This window comes from Paralteromonas sediminis (assembly GCF_003820355.1).
Taxonomy (GTDB): domain Bacteria; phylum Pseudomonadota; class Gammaproteobacteria; order Enterobacterales; family Alteromonadaceae; genus Alteromonas_F; species Alteromonas_F sediminis.
The window spans coordinates 845,542-869,265 of record NZ_RPOK01000001.1; the positions used below are offsets into that span (position 1 = coordinate 845,542).

The window sequence follows — 23,724 nt, forward strand, 5'->3', positions numbered from 1 at the left end:
ACTATGAGAATAAGAATTATTATTAACAATGCTTCCGGAGTTTCACTTGAAGTTTAAAACGTTATTGGCCACGTTAAGTAGCGTGCTGGTTTTGGTAACCCCTACAGCAGGCTTCGCGGATGAAATTAACATTTATTCAGCCCGTAATGAGGCGTTGATTAAGCCTATACTGGACAAATTTACTGAAAAAACGGATATCAAGGTGAACCTGGTGACAGGTAAAGCCGATGCCTTGATCAGTCGCATGCAAAGTGAAGGGCAATTCAGCCCGGTAGATGTGCTGGTAACCACTGATGCAGGCAGACTGGCACGCGCCAAATCTATGGGTCTGACCCAGATTATCCCCAATGAGGTTTCGCTTTCAAGTGTGAACGCTACGCTGGTTGATCCTGACCGCCATTGGACCGCATTAACAAAGCGTGCTCGCCCCATTATGTATGCCAAAGACCGCGTTGATCCGGCGACCTTGTCGACCATGGAGGCATTAACCGACGCCCAGTGGAAAGGTCGAATTTGTATTCGTTCATCCAGCAATATATACAATCAGTCTATGACGGCCGCCCTGATTGAGCAGTTAGGCGAACAGGCAACCGAGCAATGGGCCAAAGGGCTGGTAGCAAACTTTGCCAGACCACCTGCTGGTGGCGATCGCGACCAAATTCGCGCGGTGGCGGCAGGCCAGTGCGATATCGCTGTTGCGAATACATACTATCTGGCTGGAATGAGAGAATCACAAGACAAAGCCACCCGCGATGTGGCTAATTCTGTAGCCGTTTTTTGGCCTAATCAGGATGACAGAGGGGTTCACATTAACATTTCAGGCATTGCTATCGCTAAACATGCAAAAAATCTTGCACAAGCTGAAGCCCTCATCAGCTTTATGCTAAGTGAAGAAGCACAGCAATGGTATGCTCAGACAAACGGTGAATACCCTGTTGTTGACGCGGTTGCATGGAGTGACACATTAAAAGCAATGGGTACGTTTAAGCATGAAAGCATCCCGCTACAAACTGTGGGTGAGAAAAATGCTGACGCATTAAAATTGATGGACAGAGCCGGCTGGAAATAGTTGTCACGCATACTCTTCTGGCTGCTGCTGGGGCTGATTTTACTGCCGCTGGGCGTAGTTTTATCCAGCATAGCCAATCCTGACTTTTCTTTGTTGCAGCACCTCTATCAGACGGTGCTGCTTGACTATGTGAGTAACAGTGTATTGCTCGCCGTTGGCGTGGGTGTTGGGGTGGCCATCATTGGCGCCAGCCTGGCCTGGGCACTTACCCAATATTCGTTCTATGGCAGCAGATTACTCGGTTGGCTGGCCGTCTTACCCCTTGCGATGCCTGCTTACATTATCGCTTACACCTATACGGGCTTATTAGATTACAGTGGGCCGGTGCAACAATTTTTGCGTGCGACGTTTGACTGGCAATACGGTGATTACTGGTTCCCCAATGTGCGTTCTTTGGGGGGGGCTATTGTGATGATGACGCTGGTTCTGTTTCCGTATGTGTATTTGTTAGCCAGAAACGCGTTTACTGCCCAGTCGCATAGTTTGCGTGAAGCGTCAGCCAGTATGGGGGTAACCCGCTGGCATTATTTTTCGCGTATTGCCTGGCCACTTGCCTGGCCAGCCATTGTTGCAGGTATGGCGCTGGCAATGATGGAGGCGCTGGCTGACTATGGCACTGTGGCCTATTTTGGTGTGAGTACCTTTACGTCTGGCGTTTTTCGTACCTGGTTTGGTATGGGCAGTCGACAAACGGCGTTGCAGTTGGCGGCCATGTTAACCTTGATTGTATTTGTGGTGATCTGGCTTGAACAGCGCAGCAGGCACAAAGTCAGACATGCGACCAAGGGCAATGCCCGTGAGCCTGTTCGGTTAACAGGCCTAAAAGGGATGGGCATGGCGTTGGCCTGTAGTCTCCCTGTTTTTTTGGGTTTTATACTGCCCGTTATTCAGTTAAGCAGTTGGGCCGTTAGCTACTTGCCTGACTGGTCGTGGCAAGATTATGCGCCACTGGTGTCTCAGTCAGTGATGCTGGCTGGCATTACCGCACTGGCCACTGTATTGCTTGCCCTGTTTTTAAGCTATACCAAGCGCTGGTATACCGCGAGTATTCCACAGTGGGCCATTAATCTGGCCAGTATGGGCTATGCCTTGCCTGGCATTGTGATTGCCGTAGGCGTACTGGTTCCCTTGGGCTTTTTTGATATTAAACTTAATGCCTTTACTAATGCCTGGTTTGGGTACCAGCCCGGGCTCATCTTATCGGGCACTATGGTCGTGCTTGTGTTCGCCTATATGGTGCGGTTTGTGGCGGTTGCTCTGCAACACACGCAAACCGGTCTGCAAACCATTACGCCCAATATGGATGACGCTGCCAGAAGTCTAGGGGTGGGCAGTGTTAAAGCCACTTGGCGGGTGCACTTACCCATCATGAAGCCCAGTCTTATTGCCGCCTTGTTACTGGTATTTGTGGATGTATTGAAAGAGCTTCCGGCTACCTTGGTGTTGCGCCCGTTCAACGTTAACACGCTGGCCGTGAAGGCTTATGAACTGGCTATGGATGAACGATTACAACAAGCCGCATTGCCAGCCTTAAGTATTGTATTATGCGGGATTTTACCGGTGTTATTGCTTATCCGGCAGTTGAGAAAACACGAGGACAAATATGCTAAACGTGCATGATATAGCATTGAGTTATGGCACTACCCCTGTGTTGCATTCAGTGAACTTTTCACTTTTACAAGGCCAAATTGGGTGTTTACTCGGCCCGTCTGGCAGTGGAAAAACCACCTTGTTGCGCGCCATTGCCGGTTTTGCCCGTGTGGATAGCGGCAGTATTGAGATAAACGGGCAACAAGTGTCCTCTCCCGCTACCACGCTTGCTGCTGAGAAACGCGGCGTCGGCATGGTGTTTCAGGACTATGCACTTTTCCCACATTTGACGGTGGAAGATAACGTGGCGTTTGGTCTTTTTAAGGCTAACAAGGTCTATCAAAAACAGCGGGTGGATGAGTGTCTGGATATGACGGGGCTGGGGAAAATGCACAAACGCTACCCTCACGAATTATCAGGCGGGCAGCAGCAACGGGTTGCCATCGCCCGTGCACTGGCCCCAAAACCGTCCTTGCTGTTATTAGACGAACCCTTTTCGTCGTTGGACGTGTCCTTGCGCGATACCCTGGCTAATGACATCAGGCGGGTGATAAAAGATGAACAAATCACAGCCTTGCTGGTGACCCATGATCAGAAAGAAGCGTTTGCAGTCGCCGATGAAATTGGCGTGTTCGCCGACGGTGTCTTGCAGCAGTGGGGTGATGCCGGTAGTTTGTACCATAACCCGGCAAATCGTTTTGTAGCCTCGTTTATCGGTGAGGGGGCCTTGGTCGATTTTGCTTCGCTTGACAAAACCGTGTTGGTGCGACCCGAAGTTGTATCCATATGTGCCGGTGGACAGTATAAAGGCAAAGTGGTGTCGCGTTACTTCAGGGGCGATCACTTTATTTATGCACTGACAGTAGAAAAAGAGCAGGGCATAACGCTGCACACAGAGCTGCTTAGTTGTAAAGGTGAGTTAGCGGACGCTGTTGATGTTGATGAATCTGTTTCGTTTGACGTTGACCTGAACAAGGTCACCGTTTTAGAGAGGTAATCATGCTTAAGAAAATGCTTGCATTGTTTGAACCGGAAGCGGTTGAGCAAACCCCAGAGCACAGTGTGGAGCTGGCCACTGCAGCCTTGCTATTTGAAGTGATCCGCGCTGATAACGAAACGACAGAGCAAGAACGTGAAAGTTATAAAGCACAGCTTAAAAAGCATGTCAGCTTGTCAGATGATGAACTGCAAACCATTTTATCAGAGGGTGAAAAACACGCCCATGATGCGGTAGATTTAGTGCAGTTTACCCGTCGCCTAAACGATGTATTTACTCAGCCTCAAAAGCAAGCTGTACTCGAAAGTCTGTGGCATATAGCCGCAGCAGATGGCGTGATTGATAAGCACGAAGAACACATTATCCGTCGTATTTCTGACTTGCTGCATATCCCGCATAGCCAGTACATTCAGATAAAACTGCGTGTATTGGATAACGAAAGCTAACCTCTTCTCATTCACGACAGCTCTTAAAGTAAACTGGCCTGAACCTCTGATGCAAAACTCAGCTCGGGCAAACTGGCATCGGGGTAGCTTGAATTATAAAGGGTGATAAACCGTCTAAGCAAAGCCGGGGCGTCTGCATTGTCCGGGCAGTGAATAAAAACAAAAGGCGTCTTGCCTTGTTGCCGCCATTGATGGCATTTGGTGATCCACGGCAGCAACTTTTGTTCATTAATAGCAGCAGTGTTTCCACCTACAAAGCGTACGATGGGCTGACCGCCTGTGGCAATAACATTAACCGGCACCCTGGGCTTTTTTTGTTGCACCTCTTCTTCAAGATGGCTTTGTGGTGGCGTGGCAAACAAAGCGCGGGTGTCCATAATGACCCGATTAACCTTATTCTCAACAAGCAAGCGGTTCAGTGCTCTCTCTTCTGCCCCTTTGGCAAAGAAAGCCAGATGTCTCACTTCTACTGCAAGTGGAACGGGTAAGTGATAATGCTCAATAAACTGCCTGAGCTGAGGCAAATGCTCAGGCCCAAAAGAAGCGGGTAACTGAGCCATCAGCGCCCCTAGTTTTGATTGCATAGGTACTATGGCGTGCCAAAATGCAGCCAGTATGTCTTTAACGCTATTCAATTTATGGTTATGGGTTATCTCACGAGGCAATTTGAGCGTGAAGCGAAAATCAGCGGGCACGACACTTGCCCATTGCTGTGCCCGTTCTTGTGTAGGTGTTTGATAAAAAGACGTATTTCCTTCAACACTGCTGCATTGCTGAGCGTAGTCAGCTAAACCGGCTTTGGCTGTGCCAAACCAGTTTTGATGCCACTTAGGGTGGGTCCACATTGGGCAGCCCACAAAGAGTGGCGGTAATGAAGGATTACTATTGGGGTTTAACATGCATTTGTTTATACTATGCGGCCTCGAAATACAGCAACATCAACATTCTTAGGGGTCATTGAGCATGCGCTCAGATTATTGTGGAAATATTAATGCAAATCATGCGGGTCAGGAAGTCACTCTTTGCGGCTGGGTAAATAAACGTCGTGATTTAGGTGGACTTATTTTTATCGATTTGCGTGATCGCGCAGGCATTGTTCAAGTGGTATTTGAACCCGACCACCAAGAAGTGCTTGAAACCGCCAACAGCCTGCGCAACGAATTTTGTGTCAAGGTGACAGGCAAAGTACGCCTGCGTCCGGAAGGGCAGATAAACAAAGATATGGCGACGGGTGAAGTGGAAATTGTCGGTACTGCGCTGTCTATCTTTAACCGCTCTGCGCCACTGCCACTCGATTGGAATCAGGAAAACTCTGAAGAGCAACGCCTGAAATACCGTTATCTGGATCTTCGCCGTCCTGTGATGAATGACCGCTTACAGTTTCGCGCTAAAGTGACCGGTCAGGTTCGACGCTTCCTGGAAGATGAGGGCTTTCTCGACATTGAAACCCCTATATTAACCAAGGCAACGCCGGAGGGGGCCCGTGATTATTTAGTGCCAAGCCGCACACACAAAGGCGAGTTCTTTGCACTGCCACAATCGCCGCAGCTGTTTAAGCAGTTGCTGATGATGGCAGGAATGGATAAGTACTATCAAATTGTGAAGTGTTTCCGCGATGAAGACCTGCGTGCCGATCGCCAGCCAGAGTTTACGCAAATCGATTTGGAAACCACATTCTTGGATGCCGACGGTGTAATGGACATCACTGAGCGACTGGTTCGTCAGGTGTTCAAAAACTTGATGGATGTAGACCTGGGCGATTTCCCAAGAATGACCTATGCCGATGCGATGAAGCATTACGGCAGCGACAAACCCGATCTGCGTAACCCGCTTAAGCTAATCGATGTCGACCATATCCTCAAAGACGTTGAATTTAAAGTATTCAACGGCCCCGCGAATGATCCTAACGGCCGGGTAACTGTAATTTGTGTGCCCGGTGGGGCGAGCTTGTCCCGTAAGCAGCTGGATGAGTATACCAAGTTTGTGGGTATCTACGGCGCGAAAGGTATGGCATGGCTTAAGGTGAACGAGAAAGGCAAAGGAATGGACGGCCTGCAGTCACCAATCTTGAAATTCCTGAATGAGTCTGTGGTTGAGCAGCTGTTGTCGGAAACCAATGCCAACGATGGCGACATTCTATTGTTTGGTGCCGACAATGCCACTGTTGTCACTGAAGCCTTGGGAGCACTGCGCCTTAAAGTGGGTGAAGATTTTGATTTGCTTGAGGGCGACTGGCGTCCACTTTGGGTTGTCGATTTCCCTATGTTCGAAGAATTTGACGGACAATTGCACGCCCTGCATCACCCCTTTACCGCGCCGCGTGATCTCACGCCTGAGCAACTCAAAGAACAAGCGGCAACGGCATTGTCTAATGCCTATGATATGGTGCTTAACGGGGTAGAGCTCGGCGGTGGTTCTGTGCGTATTCACGATCAAACTATGCAATCAACGGTATTCGAACTCTTGGGTATCGATGAAGAAGAAGCCGAGCTTAAGTTTGGTTTCCTGTTGGAAGCCCTTCGCTATGGTGCGCCACCGCATGCTGGGTTGGCTTTCGGTCTAGACAGAATGGTCATGCTTATGACGGGTGCATCCAGTATACGTGATGTAATGGCCTTTCCTAAGACGACAACGGCGGCTTGTCCGTTAACTGATGCGCCTGGCGCGGCCAATCCACAGCAACTGGAAGAGCTTGCGATTAGAACGGTAGCAAAAGCATCAGACAGCGCTTCAGACGAGTAATTCATGGCATATAAACGCCCAGAATCTGTGTTGGTGGTTGTGTACAGCGACCAGCACCAGGTTCTGTTGCTGCAGCGCAAGGATGATCCTGAATTCTGGCAGTCTGTTACGGGCACGCTAGAAGACGGGGAAACGCCTGCCATGACGGCATTCCGTGAGGTGAAGGAAGAATTAGGCATAGACTTGTCTGATGATCCCATGGCCATTATTGATTGTCATACAGTCAATCAATTTGCGATTCGACCGCGTTGGCGGTACCGCTATCCACCAAACACATACAGCAACACTGAATATGTGTTTTGCACACAGATTAGTCAGTCGGCGACGATTATTCTGACCGAGCATTTGGCGCTGGAATGGCTGTCCAAGCAGCAGGCTATAGAGCGTGCCTGGTCACCGTCAAATCGTCGCGCGATAGAAGCATTTGTCCCCGAGCCTAAATCATGATAATACTGGGTATAGATCCAGGTTCTCGTGCTACAGGCTATGGTGTGATTAAGTTTGCATCAAACCAGTACATCTACCTTGGAAGTGGCTGTATACGCACACCTGATGGGGAATTGGCAGGGCGTTTAGACTGTATATTTCAAGGCGTCAGTACCATTATTGAACAGTACAAGCCTGATACATTTGCGATTGAACAAGTGTTTATGGCAAAAAATGCGGATTCCGCCTTAAAGCTGGGGCAGGCGCGTGGTGCGGCAATTGTGGCAGCAACGCAGCATAAACTGCCGGTCAGCGAGTACGCTGCCAGACAAATTAAGCAGGCTGTGGTTGGCAAAGGCAGCGCGCAAAAGAGCCAGGTACAGCATATGGTGACTTATATTCTGGATCTAACCAATACGCCGCAAAGCGATGCGGCAGACGCGTTGGCAGTGGCGTTATGTCACGCGCACTCGCAGCAGTCTCTGTTAAAAATGGCAGGGCAGGCAACGCGAACAGCTAGGCGTCGTTTGCGCTAATAATACCAATAGGAAGTCTTATGATTGGCCGGATCCATGGCACCTTAATTGAAAAAAGTCCACCTGATGTACTAATTGATGTAAATGGGGTGGGGTATGAAGTACAAATACCCATGACCTGTTTTTACGAGTTACCTGAACAGGGTGAATCGATTACCTTGTATACCCATTTTGTGGTGCGTGAAGACGCGCAACTGTTGTTTGGTTTTACCGATAAAATGGCCAGAGAATTGTTCAGGGAGCTGATCAAGGCTAACGGCGTGGGGCCTAAATTGGGGCTCACCATATTGTCGGGTATGTCGGCCAGTCACGTATTAAGCAGCGTACAAAATGAAGATATTTCTGCGCTGGTTAGCTTGCCCGGTGTGGGTAAAAAAACCGCAGAGCGTTTGGTGGTTGAATTAAAAGACCGACTAGCAAAATTTGCTAAGAAAGCAGAATTGCCTGCTTTACCCATTGACGGGCAAGTCAGCAGCTATGCTGAGGTGCCGGTGAATGCCGAGGACGAAGCCGTAGACGCTTTGGTCTCGCTAGGTTACAAGCCTGCGCAGGCAACCAAGATGGTGAAAAGTGTGGCGCAGTCTGGCATGACCAGTGAACTCATTATTCGCGATGCACTGAAAGCTGCGATTTAGGTAACGATATGATTGAAGCTGACCGCTTAATAAGTCCAGGCGAAAAAGGCGATGACGAAGTTATCGATCGCGCCATTCGACCTAAAATGCTGCAAGACTATACCGGCCAACCTCATGTAAGAGAGCAAATGAGCATTTTTATTGAGGCAGCGCGAAAGCGCAGCGATGCCTTGGATCATCTGCTGATTTTTGGACCACCCGGCTTAGGAAAAACGACCCTTGCTAACATAGTGGCTAATGAAATGGGGGTGAGTATCAAGACCACCTCTGGGCCTGTATTGGAAAAAGCCGGTGATCTGGCGGCAATGCTCACAAACCTTGAAGAAAACGATGTGCTCTTTATCGACGAGATTCACCGCTTAAGTCCCGTGGTTGAAGAAATCCTGTATCCCGCGATGGAAGACTATCAGCTGGACATCATGATAGGTGAGGGGCCTGCCGCGCGATCCATTAAACTGGATTTGCCGCCGTTTACACTGGTTGGTGCAACCACGCGCGCTGGCTCTCTCACATCACCGCTGCGTGACCGCTTTGGCATTGTTCAGCGACTGGAGTTTTATTCCGTTACTGACCTAACCACTATCATCAAACGCAGTGCCGCTTACTTAAACGTTAATATGGATGAACAGGGCGCTAAAGAAGTGGCGCGCCGCTCAAGAGGCACTCCCCGCATAGCCAATCGGTTGCTACGACGGGTGCGAGATTTTGCTGATGTTAAAAGTGAGGGCAACGTAGACGCTTCTGTTGCAGCCGCGGCACTGGATATGCTGGACGTTGACGTGGAAGGCTTTGATTTTATGGATAGAAAACTGCTAACTGCAATTATTGAAAAGTTTGATGGCGGTCCAGTAGGCCTTGATAATCTTGCTGCTGCCATTGGTGAAGAAAAAGATACCATCGAAGACGTTATTGAGCCTTTTTTAATTCAGCAAGGCTTTTTACAGCGTACACCAAGAGGTCGCATTGCCTCACAGCGAGCGTATCAGCACTTTGGTTTCCAGCCAGAATAGATAAAAAAAACCCGCACAAGTGTGCGGGCTAAAAATAACAACAAAGTGTTGAAGGAAAAAATCCAGGGAACCATGTCTAACGGCGTGTTACTAAATCGGCTACAGCCCTTGCGACATATGCTGCGTATTATAGGCGTGATTTTATTTCTGACAATTGAGAAAAATTCTTTTTTCACATTAGAATAATTAATGTGTTAATCGTTTGTTTATGTTGTTTTAAGATTTTGTTTCCTATGTTTTTATTGCTTTGTGACGGTTTTTTGACGATATTCTGCGATATGTGGTTTAAATTTTGAGATTAAAATAAGTATGGGTAAGTTTTTATGTCTCATTCGATGAAAGTCAGAGTGTACTTTGAAGATACGGATGCGGGTGGCATTGTATACCACGCCAATTATTTGAAGTTCATGGAGCGTGGCCGAACAGACTGGCTGCGAGAGCTTGGTTTTTCTCAGGATGTGCTGTTAAACCAGAACATTGCGTTTGTGGTGAAAAAGCTGGATATCGATTATGTGAATGCAGCTAAATTTGACCAGTTGTTAACGGTGAATTCCTCTTTGTCCACGTTTAAAAAGGCCAGCCTGCAGTTTGAACAGACGATCACTGACGAGCAGGACAGACAGATTGCTGTTGCAAAAGTACTGATAGCCTGTGTGAATACAAAAACGTTGAGGCCTACCAAAACTCCTGAACCCATCTTGTCAGCACTGTCGCACGTCTGATTGTGAACCAAAACTAACTTTTATCGTCAAACAGACGAATTTCAGCAATTATAAGGCGACTGTTTTTTTCTTGTATTGAGTATTCAGACACAAATAGTAGAATTAGACAGCGCTAGATTGATGTCCACATAAAAATAAACAATGAACACTTGAAGTTGAACAGCTTTACACCATAAACAGCTTGTTCGCTTCGACTTTTAGGGGAAATATTGCGTGTCATCTGAAATTACCTTTTGGGGCCTGTTTTTAGAGGCCAGTTTTGTTGTGCAGCTGGTTATGCTTACACTGGTTGCCGTTTCCGTCGCTTCCTGGACCTTCATCTTCCAACGCAATAAAGCCCTGGCTTATGCACGCACTGAAATGCAGCATTTTGAAGACAAATTCTGGTCAGGTGCCGACCTTAACAAGCTCTATCATGAACTATCTGCGCGCAGCAAAGTAGACGGTATGGCGAACATCTTCTGTGCAGGTTTTAAAGAGTTTGTGCGGCTTAGAAAAAGCCAAACGCCTGCAAACGGTATTGTCGACGGCTCCTATCGCGCGATGCGGGTTGCTATGTCGCGCGAAATAGATGGCCTTGAGAGTAGACTTCCCTTTTTGGCGACTGCCGGTTCAATTTCACCTTATATTGGTCTGTTTGGCACTGTGTGGGGGATCATGAACTCGTTTATCGCCCTAGGACAGGTGCAACAAGCCACGCTAGCGATGGTCGCCCCGGGTATTGCCGAAGCCCTTATCGCCACTGCAATAGGTTTGTTTGCGGCCATTCCTGCGGTTGTGGCTTACAACCGTTTTAGCCATCAGGTTGAAAAACTGGAAAACGCTTACGGTAACTTTATGGAAGAATTTTCGGCCATTTTACACCGTCAGGCCATGGCTTCGGCGCAGGCTCAACAAGCATAAATAACAGAGAGGAAGGCTAATGTTTATTCGCAAAAGACGCCGTCCCGTATCTGAAATCAATGTTGTCCCTTACATTGATGTCATGTTGGTATTGCTGATTATTTTTATGGTAACGGCACCCTTGGTCAGTCAGGGGGTGAAAGTCGACTTACCCAAAGCCAATGCTGAACCCATTGAGCAAGAAGACAATCCACCCATTATTGCCTCGATTGATGCGCAAGGCCGCTATTATTTGAATGTAGGTGATGATCAGGAAGCGCAACTAGCGCCTGAAGAACTGGCTGCCTTGGTAACAGCACAATTGGCCAAACAGCCTGATTCCCCTGTTGTTGTTAAGGGGGATGGTGCAGTACCTTACAAAGATATCATTCAGCTCATGGTATTGCTGCAAAATGCGGGCGTACCCTCAGTAGGTCTGATGACTGACCCTGAGGATAGCTAACCAGCATGAAGGTAAAACTGCCTCAATCTCCGCTGGCCAAGTCACTAGGATTGCATTTGCTGATTTTGCTTTCCATGGTGGTGAGTATCAGTTTCACTGCTGATCCTTTGCCAGCACCGGCGATGTCTGCGCCAGTGATCCAGGCAACCTTTATTGATGCGCAGGCCATTGCCGACAGAGAGCGGGCGGAGGCTCAGGCACGTGCTGCTGAACAGGAAAAGCAGCGCCAGGCAGATGCAAAAAAACGACGTGAACGTGAGGCGGCAGCGAAACGAGAGCGTGAGCGCAAAGCCAAACAGGAAGCAGAGCGAAAACGTCAGCAAGAGTTAAAGCAAAGAGCGGCAGAAGAGGCAAGAAAAAAACGCGAGCAGGAAGAAGCGCGCCAACGCGAAGCTGAACGCAAAAAGAAAGAAGCGGCAGAAAAAGCCCAACTGGAGCGCTTGATGCAGGAGCAATTAGCGCAGGAAAGAGCCGCGCAGCAGCAAAGACGCTCTCGGCAGGTGCTGTCAGAAGTCGAAAAATATCAGGCATTAATTCGTCAAACCATTCAAAACTTATTGATTGAAGACCCCGACTTTAAGGGAAAGGAATGTCGATTAAATATCAGGCTGGCATCAACAGGCCTGGTCACACAGGTAATCGATCGCGGTGGTGATCCTGCACTGTGCCGGGCAGCCAGAAGTGCGGTGCTCAGAGCAGACAAACTGCCGGTCTCCAGCGAGCCTGACGTCTTTGAACAACTGAGAAATATTAACCTAACGGTGAAACTGTGAAAAAAATTGTATTAGCATTCATTTTGATGTGCACGGCCTCGGCGGCCAGTGCGTCACTGGAGATTGTCATCACTGAAGGGGTTGATAGTGCACGCCCCATCGGTATCGTGCCCTTTAAATGGCAAGGGCAGGGCGCTTTGCCCGGTGAAATTACTGACGTTGTGATGGCCGACCTACGTCGAAGCGGGAAGTTTAATCCTGTGCCTGTCAGTGCTATGCCTCAGTTCCCTTCAAATGATGGTGAAGTGAATTATGCAGCATGGGCGAATTCTGGGGTAGACACCATAGTGGTGGGTACTATTAGTGAAGATGGTGTTGACCGCTATCGCGTGAGCTTTGAAATTATTGATGTGTTGCGAGGACAGCAAACAGGAGGTGCCAGTCGGGCGCTTCAAAACGGTAACCTGGTCGCTTCAAATGATCACATTATCGATACCCGCCAAGCGGTCATTAATGGCGCTGATTTCAGACAGTATGCCCACCGTATTAGCGATGTGGTTTATGAAAAGCTGACCGGTACGCGCGGTGCATTTTTAACCCGTATTGCGTACGTTATTGTGCGAGACAGAGAGCGCTTTGATTTGCCGTATCAGTTGGTGATCGCCGACTATGACGGTTATAACGAAACCCGCTTATTGTCTTCTCCTGAGCCACTCATGTCACCTTCTTGGTCGCCAGATGGTGAAAAACTGGCGTATGTGTCATTCGAAAACCGCCGTCCACAAATCTTTATCCAAGATATTTACACCATGGAAAGAACACGCATGACAGATTTCCCTGGAATTAATGGTAGCCCGGTCTTCTCGCCAGACGGCACTCAGCTTGCAATGGTGTTGTCAAAAGACGGTAATTCTGAAATCTATATTATGGACATTGCGACTAAGTCATTACGCCGAATTACCCGCAATAGGAGCATAGATACCGAGCCATCTTGGACGCCAGATGGAAAAAGCTTAGTATTTACGTCAGAACGGGGTGGTAAACCACAGATATATCGCGTAAATTTGACAACTAGGAAGGTGCGCCGCGTTACCTTTGAGGGCGAAATGAATTTGGGTGCGACTATTTCACCCGATAGTCAGCAAATGGTAATGGTTAACAGGACACGTGGCGACTACCACATTGCCAAGCAACCATTGGACGGCGGTGCTATGCAGGTGTTAACTCGTACATTCTTGGATGAGTCACCGAGCATTGCGCCCAATGGCAGTATGATTATTTACAGTACCTTGCACGAGGGATCGCAAGTGTTGTCTTTGGTCTCACTTGACGGTCGATTCAAAGCAAGGTTGCCGGCGACAAACGGGCAGGTAAAATCGCCTAGTTGGTCACCGTATTTGTTTTAGAAAATGTAGCAGTTAGCACTATAAGGGTTTGAGGATGCAACTAACAAAAGTAATGAGAAGTCTCGCAATTGCGCTACCGGTAATGACCATGATGGCGTGTTCATCGGGTCCATCGGAAGAAGAACTGGCCGCAGAGCGCAACCGTGTTGCGCAACAGCAGGCGCAAGCAGAAGCCGAAGCGAAGGCTGCAGAGGAAGAGCGCGTAAGAGTAGAAGCGGCTCAGCGCATGAGACAGGCAGAAGAACAGGCTCAGCGTGAACTTCAAGCGTTGCAAAACCAACAAACTGTCTATTTCGATTTCGACCGCTCTAGTGTTAAGTCAGATTTCTTCCCAGTTCTTGATAAGCACGCTGCATTCCTGGTTAAAAACCCTAACCAGGCAGTGGTTATTGAAGGACACTGTGATAGCCGTGGCACACCTGAGTACAACATCGCACTTGGTGAGCGTCGTGCAAAAGCCGTTGAGACTTACTTGCTGAACGCAGGCGTGAGCAGCAGCCAGATTTCGGTTGTTTCTTACGGTGAAGAAAAACCCGCAGTGACAGGTTCTACTGAATATGCATTTGCTCAGAACCGTCGCGGCGTGATTCGTTACAACTAACGGATTAATTTGCTTATGAAGCATTATGTGAGAGGCAAGGCGTTAAGCCTTGCCTTTGTTTTATCTACGCCAGCCGCGCTAGCACAAGCGCCTGTGTCTGATTTGTCTACGCAATCGGTGCAGACACAATCTGCCATTGGGCAAAATGTGGGCTCTCTGGAAGACAGAGTGGCGGTACTTGAGCGCATTATCAAATCACGCACAACCATGCAGCAGAGATTACAGCAACAGCTGGATACTATGCAGGGTGAGGTTGATGAGCTGAGGGGTGCCGTAGAGTTACATACCAATCAGCTCGAAAAGGTACTGCAACGTCAGCGCGAGCTTTATCTGGAAATCGATAAGCGTGTTGAAGCACTGAAACAGGCTGAGACCGCAAATGCCGGTTCGGTCACTACGCCCGTTGCAAATACTGGCGGTGTTGCTACGACTCAGCCTACAGTGTTGTCTGAGTCAGAAGCCTATGACGCCGCAGTTAACCTAATCTTAAAGACGAAAGAGTACGACAAAGCCATACCGGCATTTGAGCGTTTCCTTGAAGCTTACCCACAAAGTGACTACGCTGATAATGCACACTATTGGTTAGGCCAGTTATTGTTCAATCAGCAACAGTGGGAACCCAGCAGGCGATCCTTTGCAACGGTTGTAGATGCGTTTGCGCAGTCGAGCAAGCGGGCTGAGGCAATGGTTAAGTTGGGCTTAATTGCACAAAGAACAGGCGATGGAAACACGGCGAAAAACTGGTTCGAAAGGGTCGTTGCCGAGTACCCAAATACGACTGCCGCTAAATTAGCAGCGTCAAATTTGCGATAATCGCTTACGGATTGAGCACTTGACGCAAGTTTTTAATAAATTTGCAATCAAAGTGCTTTTTTCGGTTGCACAACGTCGGTAAATAAGTATTATATGCCGCCGTTGCACAGGCACCGAGAATTGATGGGTCGTTAGCTCAGCTGGTAGAGCAGTTGACTTTTAATCAATTGGTCGCTGGTTCGAATCCAGCACGACCCACCATCTTTTTCGCCTGACAATGTGACGTATTTCCAATGTGGGTCGTTAGCTCAGCTGGTAGAGCAGTTGACTTTTAATCAATTGGTCGCTGGTTCGAATCCAGCACGACCCACCACTTTCGAAGAAATGTATTCCCCCTGGATGAGAACCAGCGAAGCTGGTCGACAAAATTCGCGTAGCGATTTTGAACGTGCTTTAGCACGGCCCGAAGGGTGAGCATCGCAGATGCGAATAATCCAGCACGACCCACCACTTTCGAAGAAACAAATCTTTCCCACTTCTCGCGTCGTATAAACACATGTGTAATTTTTATGACAAACGGGTATAATCTCGCGCCCCATTCAGGGTTATTGATTTCCGCTAAAGAGAGTCGAAGTAGAGTATGGATCAGGTACAAAGGGTAGAGGCAATAGAATATCCGTTTCCCGCAAAGCCCATTGCTTTGTCGCAAAATGAACAAGATCACTATGTCGCTGAGATAAAGCGATTACTGAAAAGCAAAAATGCGACCTTAGTAGCGCACTACTATACCGACCCTGAGATTCAGGCGCTCGCTGAAGAAACCGGCGGTTTCATTTCAGATTCACTGGAAATGGCTCGTTATGGACGGGATTGTGATTCTGATACCCTGATCGTTGCCGGTGTAAAATTCATGGGCGAGACAGCAAAAATCCTGAGTCCTGAAAAAACAGTGTTAATGCCTACTCTGGAAGCCACTTGTTCACTTGACCTAGGATGTCCGGTCGAGCAGTTTAGTGCATTTTGCGATCAACACCCCGACCATACCGTTGTGGTATACGCCAATACCTCTGCGGCGGTAAAAGCGCGTGCAGATTGGGTTGTTACCTCAAGTATTGCGTTAGACGTCGTGGAGTATCTGGACTCACAGGGTGAAAAGATCATTTGGGGCCCCGACAGGCACTTAGGCGCCTATATCGCCAAGCAAACTGGCGCTGATATGCTCATGTGGCAAGGCGAGTGTATCGTACACGACGAGTTTTCTGCTAAAGCCTTGAACGATATGAAAAAGCTGCATCCAGACGCCGCTGTATTAGTTCACCCAGAGTCACCCGCCAGCGTCGTTGATATGGCTGATGCAGTGGGCTCTACAACGCAGTTGATTAAAGCCTCTCAGTCATTGCCTAACGATAAATTTATTGTGGCGACAGACAAAGGCATCTTTTACAAAATGCAGCAATTAGCGCCACAGAAGACCTTCTACGAAGCACCGACAGGAGGCAATGGCGCAACCTGTAAAAGCTGTGCGCATTGCCCTTGGATGGCAATGAACGGCCTCAAAGCCATTTATAATGCGCTGACCGACACAACAGGGCATGAAATATTTGTGGACGATCTTTTAAGAGAGCGCGCACTTAAGCCCCTTGACCGTATGTTAAGTTTTTCTGCAGGTAACTCTCAGCCAAAACGTGCATAACGCCTAAAAACTAAACGGGCTTTGTACAACAGCACAAAGCCCAACTCCCAATTATCGATTTATTTATCGGTATCGCTTGATTCAAATACTTATTTTCCCTACTATACGCGGCCTTAGGAGAGATGGCTGAGTGGCTGAAGGCGCACGCCTGGAAAGTGTGTATACGTTTATAGCGTATCGAGGGTTCGAATCCCTCTCTCTCCGCCAGATACAAAAGAACCGCTTTGCAGCGGTTTTTTTGTATCTGCAGGAAGGAGACGGACGAGTAGCCGAGTGGTGGGTTCGACAAGTTGCGATAGCAACTTGAAACGAGCGCGTAAGCGCGAAGCCCGAAGGGTCAAAAACGCCAAAAGCGTTTTTGATTAATCCCTCTCTCTCCGCCATATTATTTGCTCTGTCCCAGAGTTCGCTTAGTGCAATCGACTAAGTGTTGAGAAATCAAAGGGATAGCGGCTATACGAATCGGGCTTATCGTCTCCACGGTAAGCCTTTTTTCGTTCTAATACCCCATGTCTCTGTATTTTTCTCAAACTACTATTCTGGTGTTCGCTTTTAAGTCTTTGATGTAGTATTTGGCGCCATACAGTACGGAACGATGACCGTAGCTTTCCGCTGTAGATTTACTGAATTATGCGGGGATTAAGGGCTATACGAAAAGCGCTTCTTGTTCTTTCCAGTCTAGAGGAATACCTGACTTAAGTTTTTTAAGTGTCAGATTTAGTTTTTGCATTTGTATCTCCGAATAGTTGTTAAAAACCAATAGCAGTTGGCAACGTTCGAAGGATTGACTTCCAATTTTTCATTACTGCTCCGCTATCGGAGCAAGTGTTGGGCAATTATCTGTGAAGATCAAGCTCCGATAGCGGAGCAATTTAATGAATGTAATAGGAAGGCGGGTACGTGCTTTGAGGGAGGAGCACGGTTGGACTCAGGATCAGTTAGCTGCCAAGTGCAACTTGGTTGGGCTAAGTGTGAGCCGTGGTACCCTGGCAAAGATTGAAGCAGAAGTCAGACACGTTACTGATATTGAAGTTGAGCAACTAGCGACAGCTCTTAAAGTGGACATTAAAGAGCTATTTGAATAACAAAGGCAACACTGCGCGCGCACCTATCCCTGATAACTCCCTGTTATTTTTGCATTGTAAAGCCCCTCGCAGACGCAGAGAACACTGAGTTTAAGTCAATTGCTGGTTACTTAACAAATCCTCTACTAATCCACCATCTTAAATGTAAGGGCGGTTTTAACCATAACCGATCCCTTGCAGACTAAGCGCATTATATTTGTTTACCAGTTTTAAATTGACAAAGTCCCATTTTGGGACTATTGTTGAGTTATGAGAATCATTGCCTTATCGACACTGAAAGCTTTCTGGGAAGAAAACCCAGAGTACATGGATGCTAAAGAGCCAACGCTCGCTTGGTATCGGCATGCCTTAATCGCCGATTGGAGCGCACCTGCTGATGTTAAGCAGGACTTCAGGAATGCCAGCATCCTCAAAGATGGGCGTGTAGTTTTCAATATTGCAGGCAATAAGTACCGACTGGTTGTGTGGATTAACTATACCTATCGCGTGGTTTACATTCGATTTATCGGTACCCATGCGCAATATGACAAAATTGATGTACAAACGATTTAATTGTCGGAGGAAAAATTATGGACATCAAACCGATTAAAACTGATGCCGACTACCGAGTGGCATTAAAAGAAATTGAAAGCCTAATGATGGCAGGCCCTGACAGTCCCGAAGGTGAAAAGCTGGATGTAATAGTCACTCTTGTAGAGGCCTATGAAGCAAAGCATTTTCCGATGGAATTGCCTGATCCTGTTGAAGCCATCAAGTTTGAAATGGAGCGCAAAGGTTTAACAGTAAAAGACCTAGAGCCAATGATTGGTAAAAGTAACCGAGTCTATGAGATCCTTAATCACAAACGCTCACTCACACTAAAAATGATCTGGAAACTGCATGAGGGGTTGGGTATTCCTGCTGAATCCTTGATCAAACCACCTCAAGCGCATGCTTAATACTGATGAATTTCAATGCACTGCCGAGATTGATGCTCGGCTAGTTGAACTTGAACAAGAGAAAAATCAGCTTTTAGCTCTTCGAGAGCAACTCCAACAATCTTCACTCAATACATCTGACTCCTTTCTATATTCACCAGAACAAAAGGTTGCGATCTTCAGAGGCTTGTTTCGGGGCCGAACCGATATTTTTGCAAACCGTTGGCAAAACAAACAAGGTCGAAGTGGTTACTCAGTTGCCTGCGATAACGAGTGGGTTCAAGGGATCTGTAACAAGCCTCGCATCAAATGCCAGGATTGTAATCATCGCCAGTTCACAGAGTTAAATGACAGTGTCATTTATCGCCACTTAGCCGGGCAGCATATCGTTGGCCTTTATCCTTTGATACAGGACAACACCTGCTACTTCCTTGCCGCTGACTTTGATAAAGGCCAATGGCAGGAAGAAGTTAAAGCAATGTCTAAGGCTTGCCATAACTTTGGAATACCACATGCTCTTGAGATTTCACGCTCCGGTAATGGCGCACACCTTTGGATATTCTTCAGCGAAAAAGTACCAGCCAAAGAAGCCAGGCTGTTGGGATTTGGCTTGCTCGACAAAGCAATGGAGTTTTATTCAAACCTTTCTTTTGACTCCTATGATCGCTTATTCCCCAATCAGGATATTTTACCCGAAGGCGGCTTTGGGAATTTAATCGCTCTACCTCTCCAAAAGGAAGCGCGTTTGTCAGGCAATAGCTCTTTTGTTGATATCGATATGAAAGTCATCCCAGACCAATGGCAATACTTGGCTAAGTTTGAATCTGTTTCTCATAATACTCTAACAAAACTACTGACACAGATTTCACCGAACTCAACGTTATTTGAAGAGCAAGAAGTGATTGAGAAACGACCACCATGGGAGGTGACCGCTAAGGCAAAACCGCTCACACTGGAAAATCCACCTCAAAAAATATCTGCCACTCTCGCAAATCATGTTTATTTTGACTTAAGTGAAATACCAAGCGCACTAGCTGCAAGGTTAAGGCGACTCGCCAGCTTTTCTAATCCTGTGTTCTTTAAGACGCAAGCGTTACGATTTTCGACCCATGGTATTCCGCGATTTATTTCCTGCGCTCGAATTGAGCAAGGTTACCTAGCAATTCCTCGTGGGTGTTTAGATGATGCCTTGGCCTTGTTAACTGAGAGTCGGATAGAAGTTCAAATAGATGATCAACGTGAAAGTGGCTCAAAACTTAAAAAGATTAAGTCGCTCGTCAAACTCAGAAAGAATCAACAAACAGCTGTACGAGCCATGAGCAAGCACGATACTGGTATTCTGCATGTGCCGACTGCATTTGGTAAAACAGTTCCGCTATTGGCATGATTGCTAAGCGCAAAACCAATACGCTAATTTTAGTTCACAGTAGACAGCTGTTCGACCAATGGAGAGAGCGATTAAAATCCTTTTTACCTGATGTGGATGTAGGCGTAATCGGCGGGGGCAAGAAAAAATCAACGGGTGTCATCGACATCGCAACCTACCAAAGTCTCATAAACAAAAAGGACAATACTGTATTAGAGTTTGTTCAAGATTATGGGCATGTGATCGTTGATGAATGTCACCATGTTTCCGCACCACGCTTTGAAATGGTACTAAACGAAGTTAGAGCTAAATATGTGCTCGGCTTGACTGCTACGCCAGAGCGACAGGATGGTCACCAGAAAATCATCTTCATGGCTGCTGGGCCTATTCGTCACAAGGTTAAAAGCACTACCGAAGATAAGTTTGAACAACATGTCGTTGTTCAGAAACTCTATGATAACCCACCAAAGCAGTTAATAAATTCAGAAGAACGGCCGAAAATCTCTGACGCTTATCGTTGGATTATGGAGAATGATGCACGAACACAGGAAGTTATCAGCGATGTGCTGACTTGCCTTCAGCAATCAAAACACCCAATTGTTCTAACTGAGCGCAGAGAACATGCCGAAACGATTAATACCATACAGCAGGATAGAGGTATTGACTCAGTTGTTTTAAAAGGAGCAATGCGTGCGTCCGATAGGAAAGCTGTTGAAGAGCAGTTGCCTACTGCGCAAGTTGTTGTTGCCACAGGAAAGTATGTGGGCGAAGGTTTCGATCTGCCGAGACTAGACACACTTTTCTTAGCCATGCCTATTGCCTGGAAAGGTTCTCTTGCTCAGTATGCGGGTCGCATTCACCGTGAGTCAGATGGAAAAGACCGCGTTACTATCTACGATTATGTTGATTGTTCACTTCCCATGTTACAGCGGATGTTCAACAAACGAGAGAAAAGCTATAAAGCGATGGGATACCAAATTTCGTTTAATGGTAAAGAGCCAGAGTAAAGCCAATAGCCAATTTAGTTTTTGATTGCATCTAATTAATGCCGTGAATGGTGTTTCTAAGTATTGATGGTTCATTCTTGCACAAGAGTTTCCAGCTAGGTTTGTTTGTGGCAGTTTGGCTGAACTGTTAGCAAAGGCCATACGGGTATTAAGGGGATTCCAGAGGTTTCCTTGATAATTCCCGGTTATTTTTGGTGGCCAATTATCGAAAATACGCTATACGCGCCGATTTCATTGGGCTTGACAAGGTCGATGACAAGAAACCGTCGAAAGGAAGCGAGAAATTCCCAGTTCTTTCACTGTTTTTAGGGAAATTTGGAGAGACTAGTTAGCTGATGACTACATCCACCGCCAGATACAAAAGAACCGCTGCAAGGCGGTTTTTTTGTATCTGCAGGAAGGAGACGGACGAGTAGCCGAGTGGTGGGTTCGACAAGTTGCGATAGCAACTTGAAACGAGCGCGCAAGCGCGAAGCCCGAAGGGTCAAAAACGCCAAAAGTGTTTTTGATTAATTCCTCTCTCTGCCATATACTATAACTCCATGATTTTAATATAAAAATTGCACCTTATATTAGGGGTTTCTTTTTTGCCACATACCTTTGCCATAACGAGGCACTGTATGAAGCGCAAACTCACTTACCTTTATCAAGTCAAAAATTCCAAAAGTTTTTATCTGCACATCAGAAAGAAGATTGTTTTTCAGAAAATCTGCCATCATACCCTTGACTCAGGACACTTTGTTGCATCGCTAAAAACTGGCGAATATGACGAAGCACTGTGGTTATCACAATTTATTATTAAACGATAAATGGAAGGTGTACTTATGGAAAATTTGAACAAGACGGTGATCACCGTATCTCATTCTCAAGCTCAAGCGATTTCAAACATCAACGCAACGCTAAATGTTCTGCACAACTAAATTAGGTCAGCTTATCCGCCCTCGAGAACCAATTGGACCTCAAAATATTCGTGCGAATACACCGCTCCAGCATTGTTCGCAGAAGCAGTGTCAGTGAACTTCGTCCCAATGACAAAGGTGAATATCTTGTGCTGCTTAAAACAGGTGAAACACTAACACTTTCACGCACAAACAAACACAAACTCGCTGAACTGATGAATTAGCGCGCTTTTCTTAGCGCCCAAATAACCACCAGCGCACCTAATATCAGCCAGAAAATGGCGACAAAACGGTTCGATTCGCCCTCCGCGCTAACGGCATCACTAAACATGATTTTATGGCCGTCTTCAAAGAACAGTTGATAAACCGTTCCGGACGAACCTGACCACATTGCTTCTATCGGTTGCCCATCTTTTATTTTTTTTATCACGATATCGTATTCGGGAAACCACTCTTTCAACATAAAATGACGATTGTCTTCATCAACAAGTGTCGCACTTACAGACTTGCCTCTTTTCAGTTTTTCCTCAACAGAATATATGGACGGAAACACCTGCATTTGTAAGGTGTCTTCTGATTCTGGCCCTGATTGACTCATAAACAGCCAAAAAAAGCCAATTCCACATAATGAGAAAAAAAAGGCATAAACATAAAAACGCTTCTTCATAGAACTCCCCTTGAATGCGCAAATTATAAACGTCGAATGGTTTCTTCGATGTGAATGTAAATCGTAATAGAGAGAGAAAAGAAGTTGATTGTGACCAAGGATAAGAAGTCAGGGTTAACTGGTAGCCAAACTGAGGTAAGCGCAGATAAAAAAAGGCCAGTCGCAAAGAAATGGCCATAAAAATAAAGGGAAACCTACGGTTGTAAGTTATATGTTTACATCAGAAATTGTGTCTGACGCGGATAATGTTAATGATTGCCAGACCGAATGTAAGTCGAGAGTGATCAGTAACAGTAAGACCATTGCTAACGTCGCGATTCTTATTGTTAACGGTGCTTAATACGCTAAAACTCACATAAAAATTATTGAATAATACCGGCAAGCAATGTTGTAAGTGCAAATGCCATTGTTGCCGTGGCTTCATAATACAAAACGATTATTGCTCAGCAGTAACCGATTGTGTAAAGACTGACCTCGGTAGCTTGAGTGTTAGCCTTCCTGCCGATATGGCTGAATTCCAAATGCTAATGCAAGGTCGGGTTAAACAAAACAGTGATAAAGTTGAAGTGCCTGCTAAATGGGCACTGATATTAAAGCAGCTTTAACAGGGTATTAATTCATTTTGCCAATATCCGTTTGCAGGTTTATGGCAATTAACTAGAATTCAAAGGTAACGTAGTTGAAAAGTAACAAGCGGAGACGACACTAAAATGCAATATGGAGACAGTGTCACTTGAGAAAGACATCATTGGAAAAGGCGTCACAGCCGATTATAGAGCGTGTTGTCGAGGCCCACGTAAAAAATGATTACCCGCAGTTGCTCAGCATCTTTGATGGTAACCCCCATGCTTGCATACCACCAAGTGATGCATTTAACGATGCTGTAAAAGAGGCGATTGAGCCTCTTGGCAATGCGTTGTCATTTACGTACTTGGGTAACGTGAACAAGAAAAACAGCAATTTGTTATTGTGGAAAGTGAGTTTTGAATACGGCGAAGAAGAGTTACTGTGGCACCTTTATCTGACCGATAACATGGTGCTTACCGCGCTCTGGTTTGGTTGATTTTCTAACCCACACAAATGTCCTAACCTTGAATCC

The 23,724-nt window shown here is 46.7% G+C and carries 27 protein-coding genes, 3 tRNA genes and 1 pseudogene; 28 read left to right on the plus strand and 3 right to left on the minus strand.

The features are described from left to right. Positions 1-28: 28 nt before the first annotated feature. The 4 genes from DRW07_RS03825 to DRW07_RS03840 are packed head-to-tail and all read left to right on the plus strand — an operon-like array spanning position 29 to position 4,102. Entirely contained in the window at positions 29-1,069 is a 1,041-nt protein-coding gene (locus DRW07_RS03825) for a Fe(3+) ABC transporter substrate-binding protein (protein ID WP_124026546.1), read from the plus strand. Next, on the plus strand, positions 1,070-2,689 hold the full coding sequence (locus tag DRW07_RS03830; RefSeq protein WP_124026547.1) for an ABC transporter permease: 1,620 nt from the start codon (positions 1,070-1,072) through the stop codon (positions 2,687-2,689). It begins immediately after the preceding gene. Continuing rightward, positions 2,673-3,656, plus strand: coding sequence for an ABC transporter ATP-binding protein (locus DRW07_RS03835; RefSeq protein WP_124026548.1), 984 nt, complete (start codon positions 2,673-2,675; stop codon positions 3,654-3,656). The genes DRW07_RS03830 and DRW07_RS03835 overlap by 17 nt, the downstream gene beginning before the upstream one ends. Before the next feature lie 2 nt (positions 3,657-3,658). Next, on the plus strand, positions 3,659-4,102 hold the full coding sequence (locus DRW07_RS03840) for a tellurite resistance TerB family protein (RefSeq protein ID WP_124026549.1): 444 nt from the start codon (positions 3,659-3,661) through the stop codon (positions 4,100-4,102). A 23-nt stretch (positions 4,103-4,125) separates the two neighbouring features. Here the strand turns inward: DRW07_RS03840 and DRW07_RS03845 are convergent, their stop codons facing one another. Beyond that, on the minus strand, positions 4,126-5,001 hold the full coding sequence (locus tag DRW07_RS03845) for a DUF72 domain-containing protein (protein ID WP_240630492.1): 876 nt from the start codon (positions 4,999-5,001) through the stop codon (positions 4,126-4,128). Positions 5,002-5,065: 64 nt separating this feature from the next. Between DRW07_RS03845 and aspS the strand changes: the two genes are divergently transcribed. The 21 genes from aspS (at position 5,066) to DRW07_RS18640 (ending at position 21,059) form a co-directional block, all read left to right on the plus strand. Further along, positions 5,066-6,844 (plus strand): aspartate--tRNA ligase, encoded by a 1,779-nt coding sequence (gene aspS, locus DRW07_RS03850; RefSeq protein ID WP_124026550.1) that lies wholly within the window; start codon positions 5,066-5,068, stop codon positions 6,842-6,844. 3 nt (positions 6,845-6,847) lie between these two features. Beyond that, entirely contained in the window at positions 6,848-7,291 is a 444-nt protein-coding gene (nudB, locus tag DRW07_RS03855) for a dihydroneopterin triphosphate diphosphatase (protein WP_124026551.1), read from the plus strand. After that, positions 7,285-7,806 (plus strand): crossover junction endodeoxyribonuclease RuvC, encoded by a 522-nt coding sequence (gene ruvC, locus DRW07_RS03860; protein WP_205665365.1) that lies wholly within the window; start codon positions 7,285-7,287, stop codon positions 7,804-7,806. The genes nudB and ruvC overlap by 7 nt, the downstream gene beginning before the upstream one ends. Before the next feature lie 20 nt (positions 7,807-7,826). Continuing rightward, complete coding sequence (ruvA, locus tag DRW07_RS03865) at positions 7,827-8,441, plus strand: Holliday junction branch migration protein RuvA (protein WP_124026553.1); 615 nt, start codon at positions 7,827-7,829, stop codon at positions 8,439-8,441. A gap of 8 nt (positions 8,442-8,449) precedes the next feature. Continuing rightward, positions 8,450-9,451 carry a Holliday junction branch migration DNA helicase RuvB gene (ruvB, locus tag DRW07_RS03870; RefSeq protein ID WP_124026554.1) on the plus strand — a complete coding sequence of 334 codons (1,002 nt, stop codon included), beginning with the start codon at positions 8,450-8,452 and terminating at the stop codon, positions 9,449-9,451. A 323-nt stretch (positions 9,452-9,774) separates the two neighbouring features. Next, positions 9,775-10,173, plus strand: a complete 399-nt coding sequence (gene ybgC / locus DRW07_RS03875) for a tol-pal system-associated acyl-CoA thioesterase (protein WP_124026555.1) — start codon at positions 9,775-9,777, stop codon at positions 10,171-10,173. 213 nt (positions 10,174-10,386) lie between these two features. After that, positions 10,387-11,076: a protein TolQ gene (tolQ, locus tag DRW07_RS03880; RefSeq protein ID WP_124026556.1), complete on the plus strand. Its 690-nt coding sequence runs from the start codon at positions 10,387-10,389 to the stop codon at positions 11,074-11,076. Between the two features lie 19 nt (positions 11,077-11,095). Next, positions 11,096-11,518 (plus strand): protein TolR, encoded by a 423-nt coding sequence (gene tolR, locus DRW07_RS03885; RefSeq protein ID WP_124026557.1) that lies wholly within the window; start codon positions 11,096-11,098, stop codon positions 11,516-11,518. A 5-nt stretch (positions 11,519-11,523) separates the two neighbouring features. Beyond that, the gene (gene tolA / locus DRW07_RS03890) at positions 11,524-12,291 is read left to right on the plus strand and encodes a cell envelope integrity protein TolA (RefSeq protein ID WP_124026558.1); all 768 of its coding nucleotides are present in this window, start codon (positions 11,524-11,526) and stop codon (positions 12,289-12,291) included. A 26-nt stretch (positions 12,292-12,317) separates the two neighbouring features. Then, the gene (gene tolB / locus DRW07_RS03895) at positions 12,318-13,637 is read left to right on the plus strand and encodes a Tol-Pal system beta propeller repeat protein TolB (RefSeq protein ID WP_240630510.1); all 1,320 of its coding nucleotides are present in this window, start codon (positions 12,318-12,320) and stop codon (positions 13,635-13,637) included. A gap of 34 nt (positions 13,638-13,671) precedes the next feature. Continuing rightward, positions 13,672-14,238, plus strand: coding sequence for a peptidoglycan-associated lipoprotein Pal (gene pal, locus DRW07_RS03900; protein WP_124026560.1), 567 nt, complete (start codon positions 13,672-13,674; stop codon positions 14,236-14,238). Between the two features lie 15 nt (positions 14,239-14,253). After that, complete coding sequence (gene ybgF / locus DRW07_RS03905; protein ID WP_124026561.1) at positions 14,254-15,051, plus strand: tol-pal system protein YbgF; 798 nt, start codon at positions 14,254-14,256, stop codon at positions 15,049-15,051. Positions 15,052-15,176: 125 nt separating this feature from the next. Beyond that, positions 15,177-15,252 (plus strand) — tRNA-Lys (locus DRW07_RS03910). 36 nt (positions 15,253-15,288) lie between these two features. Further along, positions 15,289-15,364 (plus strand) — tRNA-Lys (locus tag DRW07_RS03915). 267 nt (positions 15,365-15,631) lie between these two features. Further along, positions 15,632-16,684: a quinolinate synthase NadA gene (gene nadA / locus DRW07_RS03920; RefSeq protein ID WP_124026562.1), complete on the plus strand. Its 1,053-nt coding sequence runs from the start codon at positions 15,632-15,634 to the stop codon at positions 16,682-16,684. 116 nt (positions 16,685-16,800) lie between these two features. Then, positions 16,801-16,891 (plus strand) — tRNA-Ser (locus tag DRW07_RS03925). A gap of 668 nt (positions 16,892-17,559) precedes the next feature. Then, positions 17,560-17,769, plus strand: coding sequence for a helix-turn-helix domain-containing protein (locus DRW07_RS03930; protein ID WP_124026563.1), 210 nt, complete (start codon positions 17,560-17,562; stop codon positions 17,767-17,769). A gap of 249 nt (positions 17,770-18,018) precedes the next feature. Further along, positions 18,019-18,321: a type II toxin-antitoxin system HigB family toxin gene (locus DRW07_RS03935; RefSeq protein WP_124026564.1), complete on the plus strand. Its 303-nt coding sequence runs from the start codon at positions 18,019-18,021 to the stop codon at positions 18,319-18,321. A gap of 17 nt (positions 18,322-18,338) precedes the next feature. Further along, positions 18,339-18,707: a helix-turn-helix domain-containing protein gene (locus DRW07_RS03940; RefSeq protein ID WP_124026565.1), complete on the plus strand. Its 369-nt coding sequence runs from the start codon at positions 18,339-18,341 to the stop codon at positions 18,705-18,707. Then, positions 18,700-20,073 (plus strand): TOTE conflict system archaeo-eukaryotic primase domain-containing protein, encoded by a 1,374-nt coding sequence (locus DRW07_RS18635; RefSeq protein ID WP_240630493.1) that lies wholly within the window; start codon positions 18,700-18,702, stop codon positions 20,071-20,073. The genes DRW07_RS03940 and DRW07_RS18635 overlap by 8 nt, the downstream gene beginning before the upstream one ends. After that, positions 20,070-21,059: a DEAD/DEAH box helicase gene (locus DRW07_RS18640; protein WP_240630494.1), complete on the plus strand. Its 990-nt coding sequence runs from the start codon at positions 20,070-20,072 to the stop codon at positions 21,057-21,059. Before DRW07_RS18635 ends, DRW07_RS18640 begins: the two co-directional genes overlap by 4 nt. A gap of 572 nt (positions 21,060-21,631) precedes the next feature. Here the strand turns inward: DRW07_RS18640 and DRW07_RS18250 are convergent. Further along, a complete protein-coding gene (locus DRW07_RS18250) occupies positions 21,632-21,778 on the minus strand; it encodes a hypothetical protein (protein WP_165870389.1) in 147 nt (48 codons plus the stop codon). Between the two features lie 221 nt (positions 21,779-21,999). Between DRW07_RS18250 and DRW07_RS03950 the strand changes: the two are divergent. After that, positions 22,000-22,182: pseudogene (locus DRW07_RS03950) on the plus strand (LytTR family transcriptional regulator DNA-binding domain-containing protein); the annotation flags it as partial. On the opposite strand, the gene DRW07_RS03955 reads toward DRW07_RS03950, so the two are convergent. Then, the gene (locus DRW07_RS03955) at positions 22,179-22,625 is read right to left on the minus strand and encodes a hypothetical protein (protein WP_124026567.1); all 447 of its coding nucleotides are present in this window, start codon (positions 22,623-22,625) and stop codon (positions 22,179-22,181) included. The pseudogene DRW07_RS03950 and the gene DRW07_RS03955 sit on opposite strands and share 4 nt — an antisense overlap. Before the next feature lie 211 nt (positions 22,626-22,836). Here DRW07_RS03955 and DRW07_RS18505 point away from each other — a divergent pair, with 211 nt between their 5' ends. Next, positions 22,837-22,965: a hypothetical protein gene (locus DRW07_RS18505; protein ID WP_276310702.1), complete on the plus strand. Its 129-nt coding sequence runs from the start codon at positions 22,837-22,839 to the stop codon at positions 22,963-22,965. A 393-nt stretch (positions 22,966-23,358) separates the two neighbouring features. After that, the gene (locus DRW07_RS03960; protein WP_124026568.1) at positions 23,359-23,688 is read left to right on the plus strand and encodes a hypothetical protein; all 330 of its coding nucleotides are present in this window, start codon (positions 23,359-23,361) and stop codon (positions 23,686-23,688) included. The last annotated feature ends 36 nt before the right edge of the window (positions 23,689-23,724 follow it).